General features: G+C 73.6%; 20 protein-coding genes. 8 read left to right on the top strand and 12 right to left on the bottom strand.

What is annotated here, in order from left to right:
- Nucleotides 1–481: 481 nt before the first annotated feature.
- Both J2S46_RS32765 and J2S46_RS32760 read left to right on the top strand, forming a co-directional pair.
- Nucleotides 482–856 carry a hypothetical protein gene (locus J2S46_RS32765; protein WP_073921552.1) on the top strand — a complete coding sequence of 125 codons (375 nt, stop codon included), beginning with the start codon at nt 482–484 and terminating at the stop codon, nt 854–856.
- An 85-nt stretch (nt 857–941) separates the two neighbouring features.
- On the top strand, nt 942–1,271 hold the full coding sequence (locus J2S46_RS32760; RefSeq protein ID WP_191288128.1) for an ArsR/SmtB family transcription factor: 330 nt from the start codon (nt 942–944) through the stop codon (nt 1,269–1,271).
- Between the two features lie 81 nt (nt 1,272–1,352).
- Here J2S46_RS32760 and J2S46_RS32755 read toward each other — a convergent pair whose 3' ends face one another.
- Nucleotides 1,353–2,009, bottom strand: coding sequence for an HAD family hydrolase (locus J2S46_RS32755; protein ID WP_191288127.1), 657 nt, complete (start codon nt 2,007–2,009; stop codon nt 1,353–1,355).
- A 284-nt stretch (nt 2,010–2,293) separates the two neighbouring features.
- Here J2S46_RS32755 and J2S46_RS32750 point away from each other — a divergent pair, with 284 nt between their 5' ends.
- The gene (locus J2S46_RS32750; RefSeq protein ID WP_229912070.1) at nt 2,294–4,657 is read left to right on the top strand and encodes an immune inhibitor A domain-containing protein; all 2,364 of its coding nucleotides are present in this window, start codon (nt 2,294–2,296) and stop codon (nt 4,655–4,657) included.
- A 140-nt stretch (nt 4,658–4,797) separates the two neighbouring features.
- Here the strand turns inward: J2S46_RS32750 and J2S46_RS32745 are convergent, their stop codons facing one another.
- Nucleotides 4,798–5,445 carry a TetR/AcrR family transcriptional regulator gene (locus tag J2S46_RS32745; protein ID WP_191288126.1) on the bottom strand — a complete coding sequence of 216 codons (648 nt, stop codon included), beginning with the start codon at nt 5,443–5,445 and terminating at the stop codon, nt 4,798–4,800.
- A gap of 144 nt (nt 5,446–5,589) precedes the next feature.
- Between J2S46_RS32745 and J2S46_RS32740 the strand changes: the two genes are divergently transcribed.
- Complete coding sequence (locus J2S46_RS32740; protein WP_191288125.1) at nt 5,590–7,140, top strand: FAD-dependent monooxygenase; 1,551 nt, start codon at nt 5,590–5,592, stop codon at nt 7,138–7,140.
- Between the two features lie 157 nt (nt 7,141–7,297).
- Here the strand turns inward: J2S46_RS32740 and J2S46_RS32735 are convergent, their stop codons facing one another.
- From J2S46_RS32735 to J2S46_RS32710, 6 genes are all read right to left on the bottom strand, one after another.
- Nucleotides 7,298–9,685 (bottom strand): collagenase, encoded by a 2,388-nt coding sequence (locus J2S46_RS32735; RefSeq protein ID WP_191288124.1) that lies wholly within the window; start codon nt 9,683–9,685, stop codon nt 7,298–7,300.
- A 296-nt stretch (nt 9,686–9,981) separates the two neighbouring features.
- Nucleotides 9,982–10,992, bottom strand: coding sequence for an ABC transporter ATP-binding protein (locus J2S46_RS32730; protein ID WP_370882338.1), 1,011 nt, complete (start codon nt 10,990–10,992; stop codon nt 9,982–9,984).
- Entirely contained in the window at nt 10,953–11,969 is a 1,017-nt protein-coding gene (locus tag J2S46_RS32725; RefSeq protein ID WP_191288122.1) for an ABC transporter ATP-binding protein, read from the bottom strand. Before J2S46_RS32725 ends, J2S46_RS32730 begins: the two co-directional genes overlap by 40 nt.
- Before the next feature lie 3 nt (nt 11,970–11,972).
- Nucleotides 11,973–12,959 carry an ABC transporter permease gene (locus J2S46_RS32720; RefSeq protein ID WP_191288121.1) on the bottom strand — a complete coding sequence of 329 codons (987 nt, stop codon included), beginning with the start codon at nt 12,957–12,959 and terminating at the stop codon, nt 11,973–11,975.
- Nucleotides 12,956–13,945 carry an ABC transporter permease gene (locus J2S46_RS32715; protein ID WP_191288120.1) on the bottom strand — a complete coding sequence of 330 codons (990 nt, stop codon included), beginning with the start codon at nt 13,943–13,945 and terminating at the stop codon, nt 12,956–12,958. Before J2S46_RS32715 ends, J2S46_RS32720 begins: the two co-directional genes overlap by 4 nt.
- 13 nt (nt 13,946–13,958) lie before the next feature.
- Complete coding sequence (locus tag J2S46_RS32710; RefSeq protein WP_191288119.1) at nt 13,959–15,716, bottom strand: ABC transporter substrate-binding protein; 1,758 nt, start codon at nt 15,714–15,716, stop codon at nt 13,959–13,961.
- A gap of 248 nt (nt 15,717–15,964) precedes the next feature.
- On the opposite strand from J2S46_RS32710, the gene J2S46_RS32705 reads away from it, so the two are divergent.
- Complete coding sequence (locus J2S46_RS32705) at nt 15,965–17,446, top strand: aminopeptidase P family protein (protein WP_191288118.1); 1,482 nt, start codon at nt 15,965–15,967, stop codon at nt 17,444–17,446.
- Between the two features lie 162 nt (nt 17,447–17,608).
- On the opposite strand, the gene J2S46_RS32700 is transcribed toward J2S46_RS32705, so the two are convergent.
- The 3 genes from J2S46_RS32700 to J2S46_RS32690 all read right to left on the bottom strand — a co-directional run bounded on the left by J2S46_RS32700 (nt 17,609) and on the right by J2S46_RS32690 (nt 19,374).
- Nucleotides 17,609–17,938 carry an XRE family transcriptional regulator gene (locus J2S46_RS32700; RefSeq protein ID WP_190212417.1) on the bottom strand — a complete coding sequence of 110 codons (330 nt, stop codon included), beginning with the start codon at nt 17,936–17,938 and terminating at the stop codon, nt 17,609–17,611.
- Nucleotides 17,935–18,306 (bottom strand): type II toxin-antitoxin system RelE/ParE family toxin, encoded by a 372-nt coding sequence (locus J2S46_RS32695; protein ID WP_191288117.1) that lies wholly within the window; start codon nt 18,304–18,306, stop codon nt 17,935–17,937. Before J2S46_RS32695 ends, J2S46_RS32700 begins: the two co-directional genes overlap by 4 nt.
- Nucleotides 18,307–18,402: 96 nt before the next feature.
- Nucleotides 18,403–19,374, bottom strand: coding sequence for an aldo/keto reductase (locus J2S46_RS32690; RefSeq protein ID WP_191288116.1), 972 nt, complete (start codon nt 19,372–19,374; stop codon nt 18,403–18,405).
- A 100-nt stretch (nt 19,375–19,474) separates the two neighbouring features.
- On the opposite strand from J2S46_RS32690, the gene J2S46_RS32685 reads away from it, so the two are divergent.
- The gene (locus J2S46_RS32685) at nt 19,475–20,002 is read left to right on the top strand and encodes a MerR family transcriptional regulator (protein WP_191288115.1); all 528 of its coding nucleotides are present in this window, start codon (nt 19,475–19,477) and stop codon (nt 20,000–20,002) included.
- On the opposite strand, the gene J2S46_RS32680 is transcribed toward J2S46_RS32685, so the two are convergent.
- Nucleotides 19,891–21,039, bottom strand: a complete 1,149-nt coding sequence (locus J2S46_RS32680) for a nitronate monooxygenase (RefSeq protein ID WP_229912068.1) — start codon at nt 21,037–21,039, stop codon at nt 19,891–19,893. The two genes, J2S46_RS32685 and J2S46_RS32680, sit on opposite strands and share 112 nt — an antisense overlap.
- 335 nt (nt 21,040–21,374) lie before the next feature.
- On the opposite strand from J2S46_RS32680, the gene J2S46_RS32675 reads away from it, so the two are divergent.
- Together J2S46_RS32675 and J2S46_RS32670 are read left to right on the top strand one after the other, a co-directional pair.
- Entirely contained in the window at nt 21,375–21,860 is a 486-nt protein-coding gene (locus J2S46_RS32675) for a cation:proton antiporter regulatory subunit (RefSeq protein ID WP_190212413.1), read from the top strand.
- 4 nt (nt 21,861–21,864) lie between these two features.
- Nucleotides 21,865–23,142 (top strand): cation:proton antiporter, encoded by a 1,278-nt coding sequence (locus J2S46_RS32670; protein WP_191288114.1) that lies wholly within the window; start codon nt 21,865–21,867, stop codon nt 23,140–23,142.
- Nucleotides 23,143–23,161 lie beyond the last annotated feature (19 nt).

Raw genomic sequence — 23,161 nt, 5'->3', positions numbered from 1 at the left:
CGGGGGGTGTGGTTGATGTGGTGATCGAGCATCTCAGCCAGAGATTACCCGTCAGGGCTGACATCAATAGCACCGTTTTTCCGCAGGCCCGGAGCGGGTGCGCGGGCGGGCCGCAGCGCGGGTCCGCGGGCGGACGGCCGGGCGGGTGCGGAGCAGGTCCGCTGGGCGCGCCCCGGCGCGGGCCGGGCGCGGGTGCGGGGGCGAGTGCGGGGCGGGTGCGCAGGCGCGTCCGGGCACGGGTGCGGGGGCATGTCCGCAGGCCGACGGCGGGGACGGCACCGATCGCCGCGGGCGCCTCGGTAGCAGATTCCTAGTTGCAAATGTCTTCAATCGATCGCCGGATGATCACTTTGCGAACGGCCGGCGACCAGCTGCGATCACCTCCGGTCAACCCCCGTCCGGACGGTAACGATCTCCCTACAGTCTGTTCCCAGCAGCCCCGCCGGACCGGCACGGGCACCGCCCCCACAGGAGGATCGCGATGGCGAATCTGGAGACGTCCCTCAAGGAAGCCATGACCATCGAGGGCGCGATCGGCGTCGCGCTGGTCGACTACGGCAGCGGCATGGCCCTCGGCAGCCTCGGCGACGGCGCCGAACTCGACCTCAACGTCGCGGCCGCCGGCAACACCGACATGGTCCGCGCCAAGATGCGCACCATGGAGATGCTCAACCTGCACGACAACGAGATCGAGGACATCCTGGTCAGCCTCACCAACCAGTACCACCTGGTCCGGCCGCTGGCGACGAAGAACGGCCGCGGCCTGTTCCTGTACCTCGCGCTCAACCGCAACCGCGCCAACCTGGCGATGGCCCGCCACCACCTGAAGCGGATCGAGGCCGGGCTGGAGGTCTGACCCGGCGGCACCGGCCCGGCCGCACCCGGCGCCGGGGACTCCGGCCGCACCCGGCCACACCCAGCGGCAGCAGGAGGGCAGAGACGTGGCCGCACCCCTGTACCAGGCGAAGGCCGAGTTCTTCCGGATGCTCGGCCACCCCACCCGCATCCGCGTGCTGGAACTGCTCCAGGCCGGCCCCACGCCCGTCCGCGACCTGCTCGCCGACCTGGACATCGAGCCGTCCAGCCTCTCCCAGCAGCTCGCGGTGCTGCGCCGCTCCGGGATCGTGACGGCCAGCCGCGAGGGCTCGACGGTGGTGTACGCCCTGGCCGGCGGGGACGTCGCCGACCTGCTCAGGTCGGCCCGCCGGATCCTCACCGTGCTGCTGGCCGAACAGGGCACCCTGCTCGCCGAGCTGCGCGCCGGCGACTGACGGCCCGGCGCAGCCGGCACCGACGCGCCCGCCCGCGTCCCGCCGACGTCCCGCCCGTCCACCGCCGGCGTCGCGCTCGGGTCAGGTGGTCGAGGCCAGCAGGCCGGGCAGCTCGCGCATGTCGTCGAAGACCACCGTCCCCGGCCCCGCCAGCCGGGCGGCCTGCGTCAGGCCACCCGCGTACCCGAAGGCCCGCATCCCGGCCGCCCGGGCGGCCCGCACCCCGTAGGCGCTGTCCTCGACCACCGCGCAGCGCGCGGGGTCCGCCCCCATGGCCCGGGCCGCGTGCAGGAAGAGGTCGGGTTCCGGCTTCCCCCGGGTGACGTCCTCGGCGCTGAAGATCCGGCCCGCGAACCGCTCGAACAGCCCGGTGCGGGCGAGGTTGCGCCGCATCCAGCCGTGCCCGCCGTTGGACGCCACGCAGGAGGGCAGCACGAGCGCGTCCAGTGCCTCGGTGATCCCGTCCACGACGGTGAGCCGGGCGTCGAGCGCGTCCCGGTACCAGGAGTGGTACGGCTCCTCCCAGCCTTCCTCCAGCGGCCGGCCGAGCCGCTCCTCCACCGCGGCCCGCCAGACCTCGGCGGAGGAGCCGACCAGCCGTTCGACGATCTCCGCCTCGGTGAACGCGCAGCCCAGGTCGGCGAAGACCCGGGCGTCCACCTGCACCGCTATCCGCTCGCTGTCGACCAGCACGCCGTCGCAGTCGAAGATCACCAGCTCGAAGGGCTCGGCAGTCATGCCCGGCAGCCTACGGCGGGGCCCCGCCTCGGGGGCGGACTTCCGGCGCTTCCCGCTTGCCGCACCGGCCGCACTGGGCACCGGGCACCGGGCACCGGGCACCGGGCACCGGGCGGGCGGGTTCGGCCGCGGCGGCGGTACGGCTTACCCAGGTCTTCCATGTGACCCATGACATGTGAAATATTACAACCCTTCACCTGGTCTGTCCGCCTCCCGCCCGTTCCCCCGGCCGGCCCGCCGCACCACCCTCCCCCGACCACCACCGTCCGGAAAGGACCGGTCAGTTGCGCAGACTGTCCGCGATACTCGCGGCGGCGCTCACCACCGGCGCCACAGCGGCCACCCTCCTCGGCACCCCCGCCCAGGCCGCACCCCCGCAGCCCGCCCCCGCCCTCTCCGCCGTCCAGGGCACCGAGGGCGCCGAAGCACCGGCCCAGCCGCTCGCCCCGCAGGAGCGTGAACGGCAGTCGCTGCGCACCAAGGCGCTGGAGCAGCTCAACAAGGGCGCCGTCGCCCGCACTCCGGACGGCCGGGCGCCCGCGAAGGTCAAGGTCGGCGGAGACTACGTCCAGCTCGCGCAGCAGCGCACGGACAAGGTCTTCGTCATCCTGGCCCAGTTCGGCGACCAGGTCGACACCTCGACCCTGTACAACGGCCAGCCGCGCTACGGCGGCACCCCGGGCCCCCGGCACAACACGATCCCGCGGCCGGACGGCAGCGACACCCACACCCTCTGGAAGAGCGACTTCGGCCGCGACTACTACCAGCGGATGTTCTTCGACGACGCACCCGGCGCCAACTCGATGCGCACCTACTACCGCACCCAGTCCTCGGGCCGGTACGACCTCGACGGCACCGTCAGCGACTGGGTGACCGTGCCGTACAACGAGGCCCGGTACGGCAGCAACAAGGGCCCGCAGGGCAGCGGCGCCTGGACCCAGGCGCAGGAGTTCGTCCGGGACGCCACCCGGGCCTGGTACGACGGCGAGATCGCCAAGGGCCGCAGCGCCGCGGACGTCACCGCCGACCTGGCCCAGTACGACGTCTACGACCGCTACGACCACGACAAGGACGGGAACTTCGAGGAACCGGACGGCTACCTCGACAACGTCGTGGTGGTGCACGCGGGCGTGGACGAGACCTGGGGCGGCGGCGCCCAGGGCGCGGACGCCCTGTGGGCGCACCGCAGTTGGGACTTCCCGGACCCGACCGGGCAGAGCGGGCCGGCCGGCAACCGGATCGGCGGCTCCCCCGTCGGGGACACCGGCCTGTACGTCTACGACTACGTGCAGGCGGGCGAGAACAGCGGAGTCGGGCTGTTCGCCCACGAGTTCGGCCACAACCTGGGCCTGCCGGACCTCTACCCGACCACCGGCGGCGAGAACGCCGTCAGCTTCTGGTCGCTGATGTCCTCCGCCTCCTACCTGGGCAAGGGCCGGAACACCACCGGCGAGTACCCGGGCGACCTCGACGCCTGGAGCAAGCTGCAGTTCGGCTGGCTCAACTACGACGAGGCCCAGGCCGGCACCAGGTCCAGCCACGCGCTCGGCGTCAGCGGCTACAACACCGACCAGGCGCAGGCCGTCCTGGTCCACCTGCCGCCGGGGCGCACCACCACCGAACTCGCCGAGCCCTACCAGGGCGCCGCCCAGTGGTGGAGCGACACCGGCGACAACCTGGACGCCTCCCTCGGCCGGACGCTCGACCTGACCGGAGCCGGCGGCCCGGCCGCGCTGGACGCCGCCGCCTGGTACGACATCGAGCAGGACTACGACTTCCTCACGGTCGAGGCCTCCACCGACGACGGCCGGACCTGGCGACCGCTACCGGGCACGGTGAACGGCGCGCCGATCGGCGACACCCCCGCCCGCACCCCGGGCCTGAGCGGCACCTCGGCCGGCTGGACCCAGTTGCACATCCCGCTGGACGCCTACCTCGGCCGGGCGGTCCGGGTCCGCTTCCACGCCACCTCGGACGGCAACACCCACGGCAAGGGCGTGCTGATCGACGCCGTCCGGATCACGGCCGGCGGCGCCACCCTGGTCGAGGACGGCGCCGAGAGCGGCGGCCAGGGCTGGACCAGCACCGGGTTCGGCGTGGTGACCGGCAAGGCCGCCGTCCGCGAACACCCCCGGGCGTACCTGGTGGAGAACCGCCGCTACGTCGGCTACGGCGCCTTCCTGAAGACCGGCCCGTACAACTTCGGGTACTCCGGCGTGGCCGGCAAGGCCGGAGTGATCGACACCTACCCGTACCAGGAGGGGGTGCTGATCTGGCTCTGGGACACCGGCTACGCGGACAACAACACCCGGGACCACTTGGGCGGCGGGCTGATCCTGCCGGTCGACGCGCACCCCGCGTCGATCCGCTTCGGCAGCGGCAGCCTGGTCAACGGCCGGGCGCAGAGCTACGACGCGCCGTTCTCGCTGAAGCCCACCACGGCCTTCACCCTGCACAGCGGGGGCGTGCCGACCCGGTTCGGCACCGAGCCCGCCGTACCGGTCTTCAACGACCGCACCGGGGTCTACAGCGACCCGGCCAACCCGGAGCTCGGCGTCAAGGTGCCGGACACCAACACCAGGATCGAGGTCGTCCGCGAGACCCGCGACGGCCGGCTGACCACCGTGAAGGTCGGCCCGGCCGCCTGACCGTCATGACCTGTCGGACGGCGGCCACCGGGCCCCGGCCCCGCCCACCGGCGGGCCGGGGCCCTCGCGCGTCCGGGCGCCTCCCCCTTCGGGCGGCCCGACGGTGGGGGCGCCGGCCGGCGGGCCGTCACCCCGGGACCTCACCCGGGGCCGTACCCCAGGCCGGCGGCGCCGGTGCCGAGCAGGGCGAAGGCCAGCTCCGCCTCGGCGGCGGCCTGCGGGAAGGCCTCGTCGGCGGTGGCGCCGGCGGCGAGCCTGGTCCAGTTGTGCCAGGTGAGTTCCTGGCGCACGGCGACGTACTGGGCGGCGATCAGGCGCGGCGCCAGCTCGCCCTGGCCGGCGACGGCCCCGGCGAGGGCCCCGGCCAGCGCCTCGGTGTCGGCCGCGAGAAAGTCGCGCAGGTGGGAGCTGAGGCTGCGGGTCTCGTAGACCAGCCGCTGGAAGGCGATCACGTCGGGGTGGTCGCAGTGGCCGGTCGCCGGGTCGTGCTCGGCCAGCCGGTCGAGGAAGTGCTGTCGCAGCGCCGTCAGCGGCAGCTGCCCGGCCGGGCGGGCCAGCACCACCCGGGCGGCTTCGCCGAGGTGGTCGGCGAAGCGGTGCAGGACCAGGTCCTCCTTGCTGGCGAAGTAGCGGAACAGGGTCGGCTTGGAGACCTCGGCCGCGGCGGCGATCTCGGCGACCGGGACCTGCTCGAAGCCCTTGGTGAGGAACAGCGAGATCGCCACGTCGGCGAGGGCCTGCCGGGTGCGTTCCTTCTTCAGGGTCCGCAGACCTCCGGTCTCAGTCATGGCACCAGCATAGTCCAGCACCACAACCCGGGAAGCTTTGTTACTGGGTTGCATTCTTTCCTCGGTTGCACTTTCATGGGCAGGGCACCGGGGCGACCCGCCACCGGGAGCAGCGCGAATCCGTCGGAAGTGGGGAAGCACGACATGACCGCCGTACTGATCGTGGGCGCAGGACCGACCGGGCTCACCCTCGCCTGCAGCCTCGCCCGGCAGGGCGTCACCGTCCGCGTCATCGACAAGTCCCCCGGCCACCAACGGATTTCACGCGGCAAGGCGCTGAACGCGCGCAGCCTGGAGGTGCTCGCCGACCTGGGGCTCGGCGAGCGGATCGCCGCCGCCGGCCGGACCGGGCTGGTGTTCCGCAAGTACTTCGCCGGGGAGCACGTCTCCGACACCGACCCCTCCGCCGATGTGGTCCCGAGCCCGGAGGCCCGGTACCAGGTTCCGCTGTCCATCCCGCAGTGGCGGACCGAGGAACTGCTGCGCGAGCGCCTCGCCGAGTACGGCGTGACCGTCGAGACCGGGGCCGAGCTGGCCCGGTTCGGCCAGGACGAGCACGGGGTGCGCGCGGACCTCGCCGACGGCCGGCTGATCACGGCCGGCTACCTGGTCGGCTGCGACGGCGCCCGCAGCACCGTCCGGCGGCAGCTCGGGGTGGCCTTCGAGGGCAGCACCGACGAGGACCAGGCGATGTTCTGCGGGGACGTCGAGGTCGAGGGCGACCTCGACCCGACCGTCTGGCACCAGTGGTTCGACCAGGACGGGGCCGTCCTGCTGTGCCCCTTCGAGGACACGCCGGTCTGGCAGTTCCAGGCCACCCCCGAACTCGGCCCCGACGGCCGCCCGGCGCCGCCCACCCTGGAGGGCTTCCAGCGACTGTTCGACCGGTACGCCCGGATGCCCGGCGTGCGGCTGCGCGACGCCACCTGGCTCTCCACCTGGCGGGCCAACGTCCGGCTGGCCGAGAGCTTCCGCGCCGGGCGGGTGTTCCTGGCCGGCGACGCCGCCCATGTGCACCCGTTCGCGGGCGGACTGGGGATGAACACCGGCATCCAGGACGCCTGGAACCTCGGCTGGAAGCTCGCCGGCGTCCTGGCCGGTCAGGCCGGCGACGGGCTGCTCGACAGCTACCAGGAGGAACGGCTGCCCGTCGCCGCGGCGGCCCTGGACCTGAGCACCGGCGCGCTGGCCAAGGTGATGGAGGCCGTCCGGGTGCCCGGGGTGGGGGTGGAGGCCGTCGCCACCCCGGACCTGCGCGGCCTGGGCATCCACTACCGGTGGAGCCGCCTGGCCGGCGAGGGCCCGCAGGCCCCCGGCGACGGACCGCGCCCCGGGGACCGCGCCCCGGATGCTCCCGGTCACCGGCCCGGCGGCGGGCCCGTCCGGCTGTACGACCTGTTCGCCGGGGGCCGGTTCACCCTGCTCGGCTTCGGCCCCACCGTCCGGGCCGCGCTGGCCGGCTGGGGCCCGGCGGTGCGTACGGTCGCGGTCGACGCGGCCCAGGACGGCCCGGGCGGCGCGGGCGCTCCGCAGGGCCCGGACGTCCTGCTGGACACCGACGGCCAGGCCCGGCGCGCGTACGGGATCACCGAGGACGCGCTGGTGCTGGTCCGCCCCGACCACCACCTCGCGCTGGTGGCGCCGGCCGACGGCGGGGCGCGGATCCGTGCGTACCTCGCGGGACTGGGACGGTGACGTGAACGCCCGCCCCGCGGGCACCCGGTGAGGGGGGTTGCTCGCGGGACGGGCGGGAGGAGTGGGACGGGTAGGACGGGTGGAGCCCGGCCGGGCGCGGCCCTCGTGGAAGGTTCCCCGCCGCGCCCGACCGGAGTTGTCGGACCTGCCGTCCGGACTACCGCCGCAGCGGGCCCTCGCAGGTGTAGTCGGCGGTGCCGGCCAGGCCGGTCGGCCAGACGTCGACCTTGCCGAAGCTGCAGTTCATGTCGTCGAGGTTGTTGGCGACGCCCTTGGTCCGGGTCAGGATGAAGTAGTCGACCGTGTCGGACATGTCCTTGAACACCTGGTCCGCGCTGCCGGACCGGGCGAGGTTCGCGGTGACCCGGCCGGTGCAGACGAAGCGCATCGGCTTGTTGTCCCAGTCCCCGTTGTCCTTGCAGTTCGGCGTGGCACCGGTCGCGCCGGCGAAGGCGGCCTGCACCTCGGAGGCGTAGGCGAACTTCAGCGAACCGTTCGGCGTGAAGGCCGTGTTGGGGACGTAGAGGCTGTCCACCGCCCGGATCCGGTCGTCCAGGAAGGCGCTGTAGCCGGCCTGGACCGCCGCGTCCGCGCCGACCCGGCCGCGCCAGGCGTCGAAGCCCGCCGGGTCGTCCGCACGCTGGTACCCGTACATCTCCCGCAGCAGGGAGGGGTGTTGCTGCCACAGGTACTCGAAGAACGTTCCCGCGTAGTTGTAGAAGTGGAACGCCGGGGTGTCCTCGTAGGTCGCGTGGAGCAACTCGTTCACGGTCATCCGCGGGATGCCGGCGGCCTCGTCCTTCGCCAGCTTGGCCACCAGCGACTTGCGGACCAGGATGCCCTGGTCGCGGGTCGAGCCGTCGAAGAACTCGGCCGTGCCCTCGTCCATCGCGGTGGTCAGGTCGCCCGAGTACCAGCGCGGGTCACCGAAGTAACCCGGCACCGCCCAGCGCCCGTTGAGGTAGTGGGTGTACTCGTGGCGGAACAGCTCCTCCAGCGTGAGGGTGGAGTCCTGCGGCACCCGGCGCTGGTAGGTGTAGAAGGTGGCGCCGTTCTCGATGTAGATGCCGCCGTTGTTGGTGCCGTAGCCGGTGAGCAGCGGGTGGTAGACCTCGTAGTCGGCCCGCGAGGCGTACAGGTGGATGTGCAGCGTGGAGTTGGTGTCCCCGGCCAGCGGGACGTCGGTACCCAGGACGCGGAAGAACTGCGTCTTGACCTGCTTGCTCGCGTAGTACATCTGGTCGACGGTGGCCCGGTCGAGGGCGGTGTGCACCTCGACGGCGCCGTTGTCGTAGCGGTAGGTCTGCGGGAAGAGCTGGGCCTCGATCTGGTCGGTACAGACGTTGAACTGCTGGCAGACCTGGTAGTAGTTGGCCCAGCCGACCAGCTTGACCCAGGGGTCGGAGAAGGTGCCGAAGGTGGCCTTGGCGGTGTCGAGCAGGGTGCCGAGCTCGGCGACCACCCCGGCCCTGAGCGGGGCTATCTGGCCGAACCGGCCGTACTCCCCCATCGCGTCGCGGGCCATCCAGGCGTTCTTGGTGCCCTTCAGGTGACCGTGCCCGGCGAAGGCCCGGAACGCGGACCGGTAGTCGGCGTCGGCCGCGACCACCGCGGTGAACTCCTGGTCGCCGTTGTAGATGCCGAGGTAGTTGACGTTCAGCGCGGCCAGGCCGGCCGTGCCCCAGGCCGAGCTGTCCGCCACCGCGGTGCCGGGACCGAACTTGGCCAGGATCCGCTTCACCAGCGCGAGGTTGCGCTGGCGCAGACCCACGCTGCCGGCGGTGATGGTCATCTCCCGCACGGTCGCGCCGGCCGACTCGGTGTCGTCGAAGGCGTGTGCGTAGCCCGAGTACGCGACGACGGCCTGCTGGACGGCCGCCAGGGTGGCGGCGTCGGTGACGTCGATCTCGCTGTGGTTGAAGTCGAAGTAGACCGTGGCGTGCAGGTAGGTCCACAGGGTGTAGAAGCGTTCGGCGCTGCCGCCGTCGGCGGCGCCGGCAAGCTGGGTGATGCGCTGGGCGACGGCCTGCACATGGGCGTCGTCCATGGTGGTGGCGTAGCGGGCGTCCCAGGTCCAGAGGAAGTTCCGGACGCAGCCGTCGACGGTGACCGCCGGGTCGGTGAGGAAGTCGGCGAGCTGACCGGGGCCGAGGCCGGTCATCCCGTCCAGCGTGCACGGGACGCCGGCCGCGGTGGTGGCGGGCGTGCCGGCGGCGGGCGCGGTCGCGGGGGCCGCGGCGAGCGGGGCGGGCGCGCCGACCCGGTCGGGGAGCAGTCCGGGGACGGGCGAGTCGCCGAGCGAGCCGCCGCCCGGGGCGGGGGCGGCGCCGCCCGCCCTGGCGGTGGCGGTGCCGAGGTGGTCGACCTCGTCGTAGGCGGTCGGGTCGGGCGCGGTACCGGTGACCGGGGCCGGGGCGGTGACGGGTGCGGGCGCCGTGGGGCCGGCGGGGGTGGCCGCCTGTGCGCTCTGCAGGGCCGGCAGGGTGAGCGTCGCGGCCAGGGTGGCGGCCAGCAGAACTCGACGTGCGGTGCTGTGAGTTGGCACCTGTGCTCCTGGGGTGTGGGAGGAGTGGGGGTGGTTCGGTGCGGTGGTGCGGTGGTGCTCGTGGGGCGGTGGTTCTCTTGATGCGGTGGTGCTCGTGGGGCGGTGGTTCTCTTGATGCGGTGGTGCTCGTGGGGCGGTGGTTCTCTTGATGCGGTGGTGCTCGTGGGGCGGTGGTTCTCTTGATGCGGTGGTTCTCTTGATGCGGCTGTGCGGTGGCGCTCGTGGGGAACGTTGAAGGGGGCGCCGCGGCGGCGGGCGGGGCGGCCGCGCGAGGGCGGCCGCGGCCCGCCGCCGGGTCAGGCCTCGGGGAAGTGGCAGGCCGCCTGCCGGGCGCCCGGACCGGCGATCCGCAGCAGCGGCTGCTCGGTGCGGCAGCGCTCCTGCGCCTTGGGGCAGCGCGGGTGGAAGGTGCAGCCGCTCGGCGGGTCGGCCGGGCTGGGCGGGTCGCCGAGCAGCACGATCCGCTCCCGGGCGCGTTCGGCCGCCGGGTCCGGCAGCGGGACGGCCGAGAGCAGCGCCCTGGTGTACGGGTGCGCCGGGCTGCCGTACACCTCGTGCTTGTCGCCGATCTCGACGATCCGGCCGAGGTACATCACCGCCACCCGGTCGCAGACCCGCTTGACCACCGAGAGGTCGTGGGCGATGAAGAGGTAGGCGAGTCCGAGTTCGCGCTGCAGGCGCTCCATCAGATTGACCACCTGGGCCTGGACGGAGACGTCCAGGGCGGAGACCGGCTCGTCCGCGACCACCAGCCGGGGCGAGGTGGCGAGCGAGCGGGCGATGCCGATCCGCTGGGCCTGGCCGCCGGAGAACTCGTGCGGGTAGCGGTCCAGTTGCTCGGGGACGAGGCCGACCAGGTCCATCAGTTCGGCGGCCCGCCGACGGGCGTCGGCGGCCGAGGCGCCCTGCACGAGCAGAGGTTCGGAGATGATCCTGGCCACGGTCTGCCGGGGGTTGAGCGAGGAGTGCGGGTCCTGGAAGACCATCTGGAGGTGCTTGCGGTAGGGGCGCAGCCCGGCGGGGCCGAGCCCGCCGATGTCCTGGCCGTCGAAGGCGATCGTGCCCTCGGTGGGGTCGAGCAGCCGGACGATCAGCCGTCCGGTGGTGGACTTCCCGCAGCCGGACTCGCCGACCAGGCCGAGGGTCTCGCCGGCCCCGAGGTCGAAGCTGACGCCGTCGACGGCGCGGACGGGCGGGCCGGCCCGGCCGGTGCGGCCGCGTCGGCCGGGGAAGGTCTTGACCAGGTCGCGGACGGAGAGCAGGGCGCTCACGGGTGGGCTCCTTCCGGGACGAGCGGCAGGTGGCAGGCGGCGAGCCGGCCGGCCGCCGCACCGGGGGCGGCGAGCGGCGCGAGCGCGGGGCGTTCGGCCAGGCAGCGGGCGTGCTCGGCGGCGCCGGCGCCGGCGGTGCGGGCGCAGCGGGGCGCGTAGGCGCAGCCGGGCGCGGGGGCGATCAGCGAGGGCGGGTTGCCGGGGATGGCGCGCAGCGGGGCGTCGTCGGGGTCGTCCAGCCGGGGCAGCGAGTCGAGCAGGCCCCGGGTGTAGGGGTGCGCGGGGTGGCTGAACAGCTGGTCCACGGGGGCCTGTTCGGCGGCCCGGCCGCCGTACATGACGAGCACCTCGTGGGCGACCCTGGCGACCACGCCCAGGTCGTGGGTGATCATGACGACGCCGAGGCCGCGGTCCTGCTGGATCCGGGCGATCAGGTCGAGGATCTGGGCCTGGACGGTGACGTCCAGGGCGGTGGTGGGCTCGTCGGCGATCAGCAGGTCGGGTTCGCAGGCCAGCGCCATGGCGATCATGACGCGCTGGCGCATGCCGCCGGAGAACTGGTGCGGGTACTCGTCCACCCGCCGGGCGGGCTCGGGGATGCCGACCTCGGCGAGCATCTCCACCGCGCGCCGGCGGCCGGCCCGGCGGGAGGCCTTGAAGTGCACCCGGTAGTGCTCGGCGATCTGCTCGCCGACGGGGTAGAAGGGGTGCAGGCCGGACAGCGGGTCCTGGAAGATCATCGCGAGCCGGCGGCCACGGACGGTGTTGAGCTGCCGTTCGGGCAGGCCGCACAGCTCCCGGCCGTCCAGCCGGACCGAGCCGGTGACGGCCGCGCCCCGGTGCAGGCCCATCACGGCCAGCGAGGTGACGGACTTGCCGGACCCGGACTCACCGACCAGGCCCAGGGTGCGGCCCGCCTCGACGGTGAAGCCGATGCCGTCCACGGCCCGGACGGTGCCGCGCGGGGTGTCGAAGCTGACCTTGAGGTCGCGGACCTCCAGCAGAGGGCTCATCGGTCAGTACCTCACTCTCGGGTCGACGTAGGCGTAGAGGACGTCGACCAGCAGGTTCGCCGCGACGATGAAGAAGGCGGCGAGCAGGGTCACGCCGAGGATCACCGGCTGGTCGGAGCGGACCAGCGCGTCGTAGAAGAGCCGTCCGACACCGGGCAGTCCGAAGATCGACTCGGTGATCACGGCGCCGGCCAGCAGCCCGCCGAGGTCCATCCCGAAGATGGTCAGGATCGGCGTCATCCCGGCCCGCATCCCGTGCTTGACGGTCACCGTGCGGGCCGGCAGGCCCTTGGCCCGGGCGGTGCGGATGTACGGCTCGGCCATCGTCTCGATCATCGAGTTGCGGCTCTGCCGCGCGTACATCGCCGCGTAGAGCAGGGCCAGCGCGATCCACGGCAGCAGCAGGTTGGAGGCCCAGGCGAGCGGGTCGTCGGTGAAGGCGGTGTACGCCGGGTACGGGAGCAGGCCGGCGCCGCGCACCACGCCCCAGATGAGCATCACCGAGGTGAAGTAGACCGGCAGGGAGGCGGTGGCCACGGAGGCCACCATCAGCGAACGGTCGGTCAGGCTCCCCTTGCGCAGCGCCGAGGTGACACCGGCGCCCAGGCCGAGGACCAGCCAGAGCAGGGCCGCGCCGACGGCGAGCGAGAAGGAGACCGGCAGCCGGTCGGCGAGCAGGCTCCAGACCGGCATCGAGTACTCGTACGAGTAGCCGAGGCACGGGAAGGCGCAGTGCAGGGCGCCGGCGCCGCTGCCGTAGTCGCGGCCGGCGAAGATCCCGGTCAGGTAGGCCGCGAACTGCGAGGGGACGGACCGGTCGAGGCCCATCGCCGCCCTGACCTCGATCAGCCGCTCGGGGCTGCAGGTCTTGCCGCAGGCGGCCGCCGCCGGGTCGTTGGGGAGCAGGTAGAAGATGCTGAAGGTGATGGCGCAGATGGCGAGCAGGATGCCGGCCACCCCGAGCAGGCGCCGCAGGAGGTAGCGGGTCACGACCGGCCTCCCCGGGGGTCGAGGATGTCGCGCAGGGCGTCGCCGAGCAGGGTGAAGGCGAGCACGGCGAGGAACAGGAAGAACGTCGGGATGAGGAAGTACGCCGGGTCGGTCTCGTAGAAGTTGATGCTCTCGGCGATCATCTGGCCCCAGGACGGGGTCGGCGGCCGGACGCCCACGCCGAGGTAGCTGAGCGCGGCCTCGGTGCTGATCATGCCGGGGACGAGCAGCGTGGTATAGGCGATGACCGGGCCGGCGACCCCGGGCAGGATCTCCCGGCTGAGGATCCGCCAGGAGCCGGCGCCACCGACCTTGGCGGCGTCCACGTACTCGCGGTGCTTGAGCGAGAGGGTCTGGCCGCGCACCACCCGGGCGATGCCGGGCCAGCCGAAGAGGCCGATCACGGCGGTCATCAGCAGCACCCGGTCGACGTCCTTGGCGACCGCCATCATCGAGATCATGAAGATCAGCGACGGGAAGGACATGGTGAGGTCCATCAGCCGGGAGAGCAGGGCGTCCGTGCGGCCGCCGAAGTAGCCGGCCGCCACCCCGGCCAGGGTGCCGGCGACCACCACCACGGCGGTGGCGGTGAAGGCGATCAGCAGCGACACCTGGCCGCCGTGCAGGACCCGGGCGAACAGGTCGCGGCCGGTGACGGGCTCCACGCCCAGCCAGTGGTCGGGGCCGATGCCGCCGGCGGCGCCGAGCGGCAGTCCGCCGAGGTAGGGGTCGATCGCGCTGCGGTCGAACTCCTCGGGGGTCCAGCCGCCGAGCGCGCTCAGCGGGGTGGCCAGCGCGGCGAGGCCGGTCAGCAGGGCGACCGTCAGCAGGCCGAACCTGGCGGCGCGCTGGGCGAGCAGCTGGTCCAGGACCAGCCGCCAGGGTCCCCGGCCGGCCGGGGCCGCGGGGCCGGCGCCGGGATCGGCTGCCGGATCGGTCGCGGGGCCGGCGCCGGGGTCGGCCCCGGGATCGGTTGCGGTGGTCATCGCCGCCGGCCCCTCAGCCCTGGCCCTTGGCGGGGTCCTTGAGACCGATGGTGGCGAAGTCGAACATGCCGGTCCAGACGGGGTGGCCGAAGGCGCCGGCGACGTTGGTGCCGACCAGCAGCGGGCGGCGCTGCCAGAGCAGCGGCACGGCCGGGGACTTCTTCATCAGGTCCTGGTCGAGCTGGAGCCAGGCGGCGTTGGCCTCCTTGACGTCCGACATCCTGGCGATCTCGTCCATCCGGTCCATGGTCGCCTGGTCGCGGAACTGGCTGTAGTTGCCCTGGTTGCCCTTCTCCTTGATGGTGCGGCCGTCGAAGACGAAGGGCAGGAAGGTCGCGCCGGAGGGGTAGTCGGGGCACCAGCCGGTGACCGAGAGGTCCGGCGCGTTCCTGGTGTCCCCGATGGTGTCGTAGTAGACGGAGGGGTCGGCGGTGTTGATGGTGACCTGGATGCCGGCCTTGGCCAGCGACTGCTGGAGCGCCTCGCCGCGGGTCTTGTCCCCGGTGGAGACGGTCAGGCTGACCTTGAGGTCGGGCTTGCCGGCCGCGGCCAGCAGTTCCTTCGCCTTGGCGGGGTCGCCGACCGGAGCGATCCTCAGCGGGTCGGCCCGGACGCCGTTGGTCAGCGCGGGCGGCAGGAAAGAGGTGGCGATGTCGGTCAGGGCCGGGCCGCCGAACGAGGTGACCTGGGCGTCCTTGTCGACGGCGTACATCATCGCCTCGCGGACCTTCGGGTCGTCGAACGGCGCCTTGGCGTTGTTCAGGTAGAGCATCTCGGTGCAGCCGGTCATCTCGGCCACCAGCCGGGACTTCACGTCCGCCTTCGGCAGCACCTTGGCCGCCGACTCGGGCCGCATCATCGGCCACTCGACGGCGGAGGCGTCGGCGCCCTCGCTGGCGATCAGCCGGTCGTCGACCTGGCCGCCCTTCAGCCCCTGGACGAACACGATCCGGTCGGGGTAGGCCTTGCGGACGCTGTCGGTGGCCTGGTCCCAGTTGGTGTTGCGGACCAGCGTGAGCTGCTTGCCCCGGTCGTACGTCTCGATCCTGTACGGGCCGGAGGAGAACGGCCGCAGGTCGTACTGGGCGCCCTTCTCCTGTGCCTGCGGCACCGGCGAGAAGGTCGGCAGGGTGGCGGTGTAGGAGAACTCGGCGACCGGGCGCTTGAGGTGGAAGACGATGGTCCGCTCGTCCGGCGTCTCGACCGAGGCCAGGTGCTGGCCGGTCAGCGGGCCCTTGTACCCCTCGGTCCCGTCCAGGTACTGGGCGGCGTAGTCGGGGCCGCCGGTGAGGTCGGGGGCGAAGGAGCGCTCGACGTTGTACTTGACGTCGGCGGCCCTCACCGGGCTGCCGTCCTCGTACTTGACGCCCTCCTTGAGGGTGAAGGTCCAGGTCCGGCCGCCGTCGGAGGGGCGGCCGAGGTCGGTGGCGAGGTCCGGGACGAGTTCGCTGCCGGCCGCGCCGGGCTCGGCCTTGAAGGTCACCAGGGTGCGGTAGAGCAGCCGGATGCCGAAGTCCATGTTGGGCATGGTCCAGTTGCGGGCCGGGTCGAGGTGGGCGAAGTCCTGGTTGGAGAGCACCGTGAGGGTGCCGCCCCGGACGGGCGTCCCGCCGACGATCGTGCCGGACGCCGCGCCGGGGGCCTTGGTGCTGCCGCCGGCGGCGCCGGTGCCGTCCTTGCTGTCGGTGGCCTTGGTGTTGCAGGCCCCGAGGGCGAGGGTGAGGGTCGCTGCGATCGCCGCCGCGAGGGCGGCATGGGTGCGCCTGTTCATGTGCAACTCCGCAATGGGGGGCCGGACTTGCGGCCCGTGGTTCACCCCGGGGCTGATCCGGGGCCCGCCGGGAGGGCGACCCTTCGAGGTCTAGCCGCTCCGCGATGTGACCCGTAACATAGTAATGTGAAATTGCACTGGCAAGGGATGGTGCGGCCCGTTACCGACCTGTGTCCGGCCGCTGCCCCAACTTCCTCCCCGCAAGCAGCCTTTGTCCCGTTTCAGCCCTCCGGCAAGGAGCCGCCACGATGACCGACGCCCGCCCGCCCCGGCTCAACACCGGCAGCCACGACCTGCCCGTCTCCCCCGCCCTGGACGCCTTCATGGCCACCGCCTGGGCCGCCACCCCGCTGCCGGCCGACCTGCGGGTGCCCGCCCACGACCACACCCCGGCCCGCCGAGCCCGGCTCTCCGAAGCCTTCCCCGGCGAGCGGATCATCGTCCCCGCGGGCGAGTTGAAGGTCCGCAGCAACGACGACGACTACCGCTTCCGCCCGCACAGCGGCTACGCCTGGCTGACCGGCCTCACCGGCGAGGACCAGGTCGGCCACGTCCTGGTCCTGGAGCCGGCCGGCCCCGAGGGGCACGAACCGGTGCTGTACCTGCGCCCCCGCTCCCCGCGCAGCGCGGGCCACGGCACCGGCGGCTCCGAGTTCTACCGCGACCGCCGCTACGGCGAGTTCTGGGTCGGCCGCCGCCCCGACCTCGCCGAGGCCGGCCGGCTCACCGGCTTGCGCACCGAGCACCTCGACGACCTGGCCAAGCTGCTGACCGGCCCGGGCCCCGCCACCCGGGTCCTGGCCGGCGTCGACCCCGCCCTGGACAACGCCACCGGACGCCCCGGCTCCGGCGCCGACCGACAGGCCGACGCCCGGCTCGCCGCCACCCTGTCCGAACTGCGCCTGGTCAAGGACGCCTGGGAGGTGGCGCAGCTCCAACTCGCCGTCGACCACACGGTCGCCGGCTTCGAGGACGCCGTCCGGGCACTGCCCGCCGCGCTGCGCCACCCGCGCGGCGAACGCTGGATCGAGGGCACCTTCGACCTGCGGGCCCGCGCCGAGGGCAACGGCACCGGCTACGACACCATCGCCGCCTCCGGCGCGCACGCCTGCGTCCTGCACTGGACGCGCAACGACGGCCGCCTCGACCCCACCCAACTCCTGCTGCTGGACGCCGGGGTGGAGACCGACACGCTCTACACCGCCGACATCACCCGGACCCTCCCGCTGAGCGGCACCTTCTCCCCCGTGCAGCGCCAGGCGTACGAGCTGGTACTCGCCGCCCAGGACGCGGGCATCGCCGCCCTGCGCCCCGGCGCCGCCTTCCGCGACTTCCACCGGGCCGCCATGCAGGTGATCGCCGAGGGGCTCGCCGACTGGGGCGTGCTCCGGATACCCGCCGGGCAGTCCCTGCGGGAGGACAGCGGCCTGCACCGCCGCTACACCCTCTGCGGCAGCGGCCACATGCTCGGCCTGGACGTGCACGACTGCGCGCAGGCCCGCGCCGACGCCTACCTCGACGGCGTCCTGGAGGAGGGCCAGGTCCTCACCGTCGAACCCGGCCTCTACCTCCAGCCGGACGACGAGACCCTGCCCCTGGAACTGCGCGGCCTCGGCATCCGGATCGAGGACGACCTGGTCGTCACCGCCGACGGGGCCCGGCTGATGTCCGGGGCCCTGCCGCGTTCGGTGGCCGGGATCGAGGAGTGGATGGGCACCCTGCTGGGCTGACCCGGGCCGCCCGCGCGGGCGCCGCGGGGCCCTCGGCGGGGCGGCACCGCGGCGTCCGGACGCGGCGTCCGGGTGGCGCGGCGTCCGGATGCCGTGGCGCTCGGCCGGGCGGGGGACCGGAGCCGGGGCCCGGGGCCCGGGTCAGGGGTCAGGGGTCAGGGGTCAGGCGACCTTGACCGTCCGGTCGCCGCGCCGCACGGACACCTCCACCTCGCCGCCGATCGCCGCCGCGTACGCCCGCAGATTGTCCAGGCTGTCCACCTGCCCGTGCTCGATCTGCGACACCCGCGCCTGGCTCACCCCGAGCAGCCCGGCCACCTCACGCTGCGTCATCCCGGCGGAGCGCCGGAGCTCGGCGAGCTCGTGCCCCCGGATCCGGGCCAGCGTCTCGGTCCGGATCCGGGCCCGGTCGGCCTCGGCCTCGGGGGTGGCGAGTTCGGGGAACCGCCTCAACGCCTCGGCCCGGACCTCCGTCCAGCTCCGTCCCTTCATCTTCCGCTCTCCTTCCGCTGCTCATCGACGAAATCCGCGTAGCGTGTCTCCGCAAGCGGAATGGCCTCCTCGTACCACTGGGACCAACGCCCGGACTTGTCACCCGCGACAAGGACGATGGCCTCACGGTCAGCATCGAAGACGAACAGCAAACGAACCTCCGAGGCCCCGGAGGAGCCGGGCCTCAGCTCCTTCAGGTTGTGCAGTCGACTTCGGTGGATCCTGTCCACCGCAGGTCTTCCCAGGGTCGGCCCGACCGCCGCAAGCAGGTCGAGTGCTTCAAGGATGTTGCTGGCTGTTTTGGGGTCCTCCTCACAGATCTGTAGATACCACTCCTCCACCGGTGCCAGAAGCGTGATCTCCCACATACAGCCAGATTAAGTTCTCCCTTATACCGTAACTCCCCCTCCGCCGGAGATCCACCCTCCCGGGGGACGCCACGCCCCGGTCCGCGCTCCGCCCGCTCATGCCTCGTCGAGCCGGCGGCGCTGGGCCGGGGTGAGGTCCAGGTCGACGGCGTCCAGCGACTCGTCGAGCTGGGCCACCGTGGTGGCACCGACCACCGGGATCACCGGAACGTCCCCGCACAGCAGCCAGGCGAGCACGACCTGCCCGGCCGTGGCACCGGTCTCGGCCGCGACCTCGCGGAGCGCGTCGAGCTGGGCCCGCGCGCCGGGGTGGTCGTACTGCGGGGGCAAGGTCTTGGCCGGGTCCGTGTAGGCGCCGTGGATCAGCGGGCTGTACGCGAGCAGGGTGAGGCCGGGCTCGGTGCGGACGTAGTCCAGCAGTTCGGGGGTGACGTGCTCCTGGGTGCCGAAGTTCGCCCCGGGCGCGGGCCGCAGGTAGCTGTACCGCTGCTGGAGGCAGCTGTACCCGGCCACCCCGCGGGCCCGGGCGGTGGCGCGGGAGCGCTCCAGTCGCCAGGTCAGCTGGTTGCTGATGCCGAGCAGGTCGGTGGCGCCGTCCCGGACCAGCGCCCCGAAGGCGTCGACGGTCTCCTCCAGCGGCACCGAGCGGTCCTCGACGTGCCCGTACAGCAGGTCGACCCGGTCGGTCCGGAGCCGCCGGAGGCTGCCCGCGAGGCCGGCCCGGATCGCCCCGGCGGAGAGCCCTTCGGCGTTGGCCGGCCACTCCCCCGGTCCGGCCGGACGGGCGCCGACCTTGGTGGCGAGCACCACCTCGGCGCGCGCGTCCCGGTCGGCCAGCCAGTCGCCCAGCATCAGTTCGCTCTCGTCGCCGGTCGCGCCGTCGATCCAGAAGCTGTAGCAGTTCGCGGTGTCGACGAAGGTGCCGCCGCGCTCGACGAACCGGTCCAGCACGGCGAAGGACCCGGCCCGGTCGACCCGGGTGCCGAACGGCAGGACGCCGAGGCAGAGCGCGCTGACCTCGGGGCCGGGGGTGCCGTCCGCGCGCCGGCCGAGGGTACGAAATCGCATGGTTCCTCCAGGAGCTGGGTGTGCTGCGAGCCGCTCGGAACCCTGCCAACTGGACCGCACTCCAGGTCAAGCCGCCGGACGCGCTGGCATGATCTGCCGCATGACCCACACCGCCGCGCCCCGGCCGGCTCCCGCCCGTGCCACCGTCCCGGCCCCCGGCGCCCACCCCGACGGGGAGGGGTGGCTGACACCGGCTCAGGCCGTCGAACGGTCGGGCTTCAGCCTGGACACCCTGCGCTACTACGAGCGGATCGGCCTGCTCGGCACGGTCGGGCGCTCGCACACCGGGCACCGCCGGTTCAGCCCGCACGACCTGGAGTGGCTCGGTGTCCTGCGCTGCCTGCGCGACACCGGCATGCCGATCGCCGAGATGCGCCGATTCGCCGAGCTCGTGCGCGCGGGCGAGGGCACCTTCGCCGAGCGGCTCGCGGTGCTGGAGGCGCACGACGTCCAGGTGGAGGAGCAGATCGCGCACCTTCGGCGCCAGCAGGAGCTGATCCACCGGAAGATCACGTTCTACCGCTCCGCGACGGGCCCTTCGGGACCGGAGCCCGCGCCACCGGGCCCTTCGGCGGCGGAGCCCGCGCGGGTGGCGGCCTCGTCGGTCGGCCCGCCCAGGGCCGACTGAGCCTCCCGCCACAGTTCCCGGGTGATCTCCGCCGCCGGGCCGGTCCGGGCGAGGCGGTGCGCGGTGCCCGCCCACAGGTGCATCCCCTCCGCGTCGCCCCGCGCGGCGGCCGCGGCCCGCAGCGGCCGGGTCAGGTGGTGGACGGCGGGGTAGGCCGCCGGGGCGTGGCGTTCGTACCGGTCGACGAACGCGTTCCGCAGGCCGCGCGCCGGGCGGCCGGTGAAGGCCCGGGTGACCACCGTCCCGGCGAAGCGGCCGTCCACCAGGGCCGCGCGGTGGGCGGCGGACGCCCCCGACTCGTCGGCGCGCAGGTAGGCGGTGCCGAGCTGGACGGCCACCGCGCCGGCCCGCAGGGCGGCGGCCACGGCGGGGCCGTCCCCGAGCCCGCCGGCGGCGATCAGCGGCAGACCCGTCACCGCGCCGACCTCGCCCAGCAGTCGGCCCAGCGGAACACGGCCGGGCTCGTCGGCGACCGCGAAGGTGCCCCGGTGCCCGCCCGCCGCCGGGCCCTGGACGCAGAGCGCGTCCATCCCCGCCGTCGCGGCCGCCGCGGCCTCGGCGGCGGTCGTCACCGTGCCGATCTGCAGCGTGCCGGCGGCGCGCAGCGCGCGGGCCTCCTCGGTGGAGGGCAGGCCGAAGGTGTACGAGACCACGGGGACGGGATCGGCGAGCAGGGCCGCGATCTTGGCGTCCCAGTCGTCGCGGTCGTCGGGAACGGTGGCGGGCAGCCGGACGTCGTACCGATCGGCCTCCGGCCGCAGCCGCTCCCGGTACGCGTCGACGGCGGCGAGGTCGCCGGGCGCGGCGGGCACGAAGAGGTTGACGCCGAACGGACGGTCCGTCAGTTCACTGGTCCGGGAGATCTGTTCGACGACCGCGGCGGCGGTGAGGTACCCGGCGGCCAGGAACCCGAGGCCGCCGGCCGCGTTGACCGCGGCGACCAGGGCCGGGGTCGAGGCCCCGCCGGCCATCGGCGCGACGACGACGGGGACGGCCAGTCGGTCGAGTCGCTCCGGCATCCGCCCGCTGCTGCGCATCCCGCTGCCTCCGTCGCATCCCGGCGTCGCCGCCGCACCGCCGATCGGTCGTGTACGCCCACCCTAGGCCCCGCGCCCGGCGGGCGAACCGGCGGGGCGACCGGAGTCTCGGGCCGACCGTCGCTCAGCATCCGCCGCCGGCACCACCCCGGCAGCCGTCCCGACCAGGCCCGACGCCCGAAGACTTTACTATTGCATTACTCTTCGCCCCAGGGCCTGCCGCACGCCGGCGGCCGCGCCGCGGCGGGCCCGCACCCCCAGGGCCCGCCGGCCGGCCGCCGCTCCCGGCACCGGACGGGCCCGCCCCGAGGAGCCCTGACGAGAGGACACCAGCCGTGCCGATCCCCCGCGTCCGGACGACCAGCCTGCCCGGCGTCGGCGTCCAGTACGACTTCACCACCCGAGAACAGCGGCACCTCTCGGTCATCGCCCACCGGGACGGCTCACGCAGCCTCAACCTCTACCGGGCCGACGACCCCGACGCCTGCGCGCACAGCCTGCACCTGAGCGAGGGCGAGTCCGCCGCACTGGTCGACGCGCTGCGCCCGGCCCAGCACAGCACGGCCCTGCTGCACACCACCGACCTCGGGCTGATCGCCGAACGGATCCCGCTCAGCGGCGTCTCGTACTGGAACGGCCGGCTGCTCGGCGAGACCCGGATGCGCACCGCGACCGGGGCCTCGATCGTCGCCGTGCTGCGCCGCACCGGAGCCGTCCCGTCCCCCACGCCGGACTTCCGGCTGGCCGGGGGCGACACCCTGATCGTCATCGGTACCCGCGAAGGCGTCGACGCCGCGGCAGCCATTCTGGGAAGGGAGTGATCGGATGCACAGCGCTTCCGTCTTCATCGAACTGGGCGCGATCATCCTGGTCCTCGGACTGCTCGGCCGGATAGCCGGCCGGTACGGGCTCTCGCCGATCCCGCTGTACCTGCTGGGCGGCCTGGCCTTCGGCCACGGCGGGCTGCTGCCGCTCGCCGCGAGCGAGGAGTTCGTGGCGACCGGCGCCGAGATCGGCGTGGTCCTGCTGCTGCTGATGCTGGGCCTGGAGTACACCGCGGCCGACCTGGTCACCAACCTCAAGGCCCAGTACCCGGCCGGCGCCGTCGACTTCGCGCTCAACGCGCTGCCCGGCGCGGGGATGGCCCTGCTGCTCGGCTGGGGCCCGGTGGCCGCCGTGGTGCTCGCCGGGGTGACCTGGATCTCCTCCTCCGGCGTGATCGCCAAGGTCCTCGGCGACCTGGGCCGGCTGGGCAACCGCGAGACCCCGGTGATCCTCAGCATCCTGGTGCTGGAGGACCTGTCGATGGCCCTCTACCTGCCGATCCTCACCGCGCTGCTGGCCGGCGCGGGCCTGCTCGCCGGCAGCATCACGCTGGCCGTCGCGCTGGTCACGGCCGGCGCGGTGCTCTTCGTGGCCCTCCGCTACGGGCGGCTGATCTCCCGCTTCGTCTCGCACGACGACCCGGAGAAGCTGCTGCTGGTCGTGCTCGGCCTCACCCTGCTGGTGGCCGGCATCGCCCAGCAGTTGCAGGTGTCGGCGGCGGTCGGCGCGTTCCTGGTGGGCATCGCCCTCTCCGGCGAGGCCGCCGAGGGCGCGCACTCGCTGCTGAGCCCGCTGCGGGACCTCTTCGCGGCCGTGTTCTTCGTCTTCTTCGGGCTCAACACCACACCGTCGAGCATCCCGCCGGTGCTGCTGCCGGCCCTGGCGCTGGCCGTGGTCACCGTGTTCACCAAGATCGGCACCGGGTACTGGGCGGCCCGCCGGGCCGGCATCGGCAGCGGGGGCCGCTGGCGGGCCGGCGGCGCGCTGGTCGCCCGCGGCGAGTTCTCGATCGTCATCGCCGGACTGGCCGTCACCGCGGGCATCGAGCCGGACCTCGGCCCGCTGGCCACCGCGTACGTCCTGCTGCTCGTCATCATCGGCCCGCTGACCGCCCGGTGGACCCAGCCGGCCGCCGAGTGGTTCGCCCGGCGCCGGGCGGGCACCGGGCCCGCTCCCGGCGGCCCGGCCGCCGCGCCGCTCACCGGCTCCGCGCCCGGCGCGCAGAGCGCGGACGGACTGGAGCTGCCGGCACCGTCGAGCGCCTCCGCTGCCAACTGACCGTCCCCTCCCGGGCCGC

The organism is Kitasatospora herbaricolor (assembly GCF_030813695.1).
Lineage (GTDB): Bacteria > Actinomycetota > Actinomycetes > Streptomycetales > Streptomycetaceae > Kitasatospora > Kitasatospora herbaricolor.
This window is presented reverse-complemented; position numbering and strand designations above follow the sequence as displayed.

Excerpts from the sequence above, each read along its gene's own strand:
- J2S46_RS32745 (WP_191288126.1), bottom strand. The coding sequence starts at position 5,445 with ATGACTGAGACCGGAGGTCTGCGGACCCTGAAGAAGGAACGCACCCGG.
- J2S46_RS32725 (WP_191288122.1), bottom strand. The coding sequence starts at position 11,969 with ATGAGCCCTCTGCTGGAGGTCCGCGACCTCAAGGTCAGCTTCGACACC.
- J2S46_RS32680 (WP_229912068.1), bottom strand. The coding sequence starts at position 21,039 with ATGCGCAGCAGCGGGCGGATGCCGGAGCGACTCGACCGACTGGCCGTC.
- J2S46_RS32670 (WP_191288114.1), top strand. The coding sequence starts at position 21,865 with ATGCACAGCGCTTCCGTCTTCATCGAACTGGGCGCGATCATCCTGGTC.
- J2S46_RS32715 (WP_191288120.1), bottom strand. The coding sequence starts at position 13,945 with ATGACCACCGCAACCGATCCCGGGGCCGACCCCGGCGCCGGCCCCGCG.
- J2S46_RS32705 (WP_191288118.1), top strand. The coding sequence starts at position 15,965 with ATGACCGACGCCCGCCCGCCCCGGCTCAACACCGGCAGCCACGACCTG.
- J2S46_RS32685 (WP_191288115.1), top strand. The coding sequence starts at position 19,475 with ATGACCCACACCGCCGCGCCCCGGCCGGCTCCCGCCCGTGCCACCGTC.
- J2S46_RS32710 (WP_191288119.1), bottom strand. The coding sequence starts at position 15,716 with ATGAACAGGCGCACCCATGCCGCCCTCGCGGCGGCGATCGCAGCGACC.
- J2S46_RS32690 (WP_191288116.1), bottom strand. The coding sequence starts at position 19,374 with ATGCGATTTCGTACCCTCGGCCGGCGCGCGGACGGCACCCCCGGCCCC.
- J2S46_RS32700 (WP_190212417.1), bottom strand. The coding sequence starts at position 17,938 with ATGAAGGGACGGAGCTGGACGGAGGTCCGGGCCGAGGCGTTGAGGCGG.
- J2S46_RS32755 (WP_191288127.1), bottom strand. The coding sequence starts at position 2,009 with ATGACTGCCGAGCCCTTCGAGCTGGTGATCTTCGACTGCGACGGCGTG.
- J2S46_RS32695 (WP_191288117.1), bottom strand. The coding sequence starts at position 18,306 with ATGTGGGAGATCACGCTTCTGGCACCGGTGGAGGAGTGGTATCTACAG.
- J2S46_RS32765 (WP_073921552.1), top strand. The coding sequence starts at position 482 with ATGGCGAATCTGGAGACGTCCCTCAAGGAAGCCATGACCATCGAGGGC.
- J2S46_RS32740 (WP_191288125.1), top strand. The coding sequence starts at position 5,590 with ATGACCGCCGTACTGATCGTGGGCGCAGGACCGACCGGGCTCACCCTC.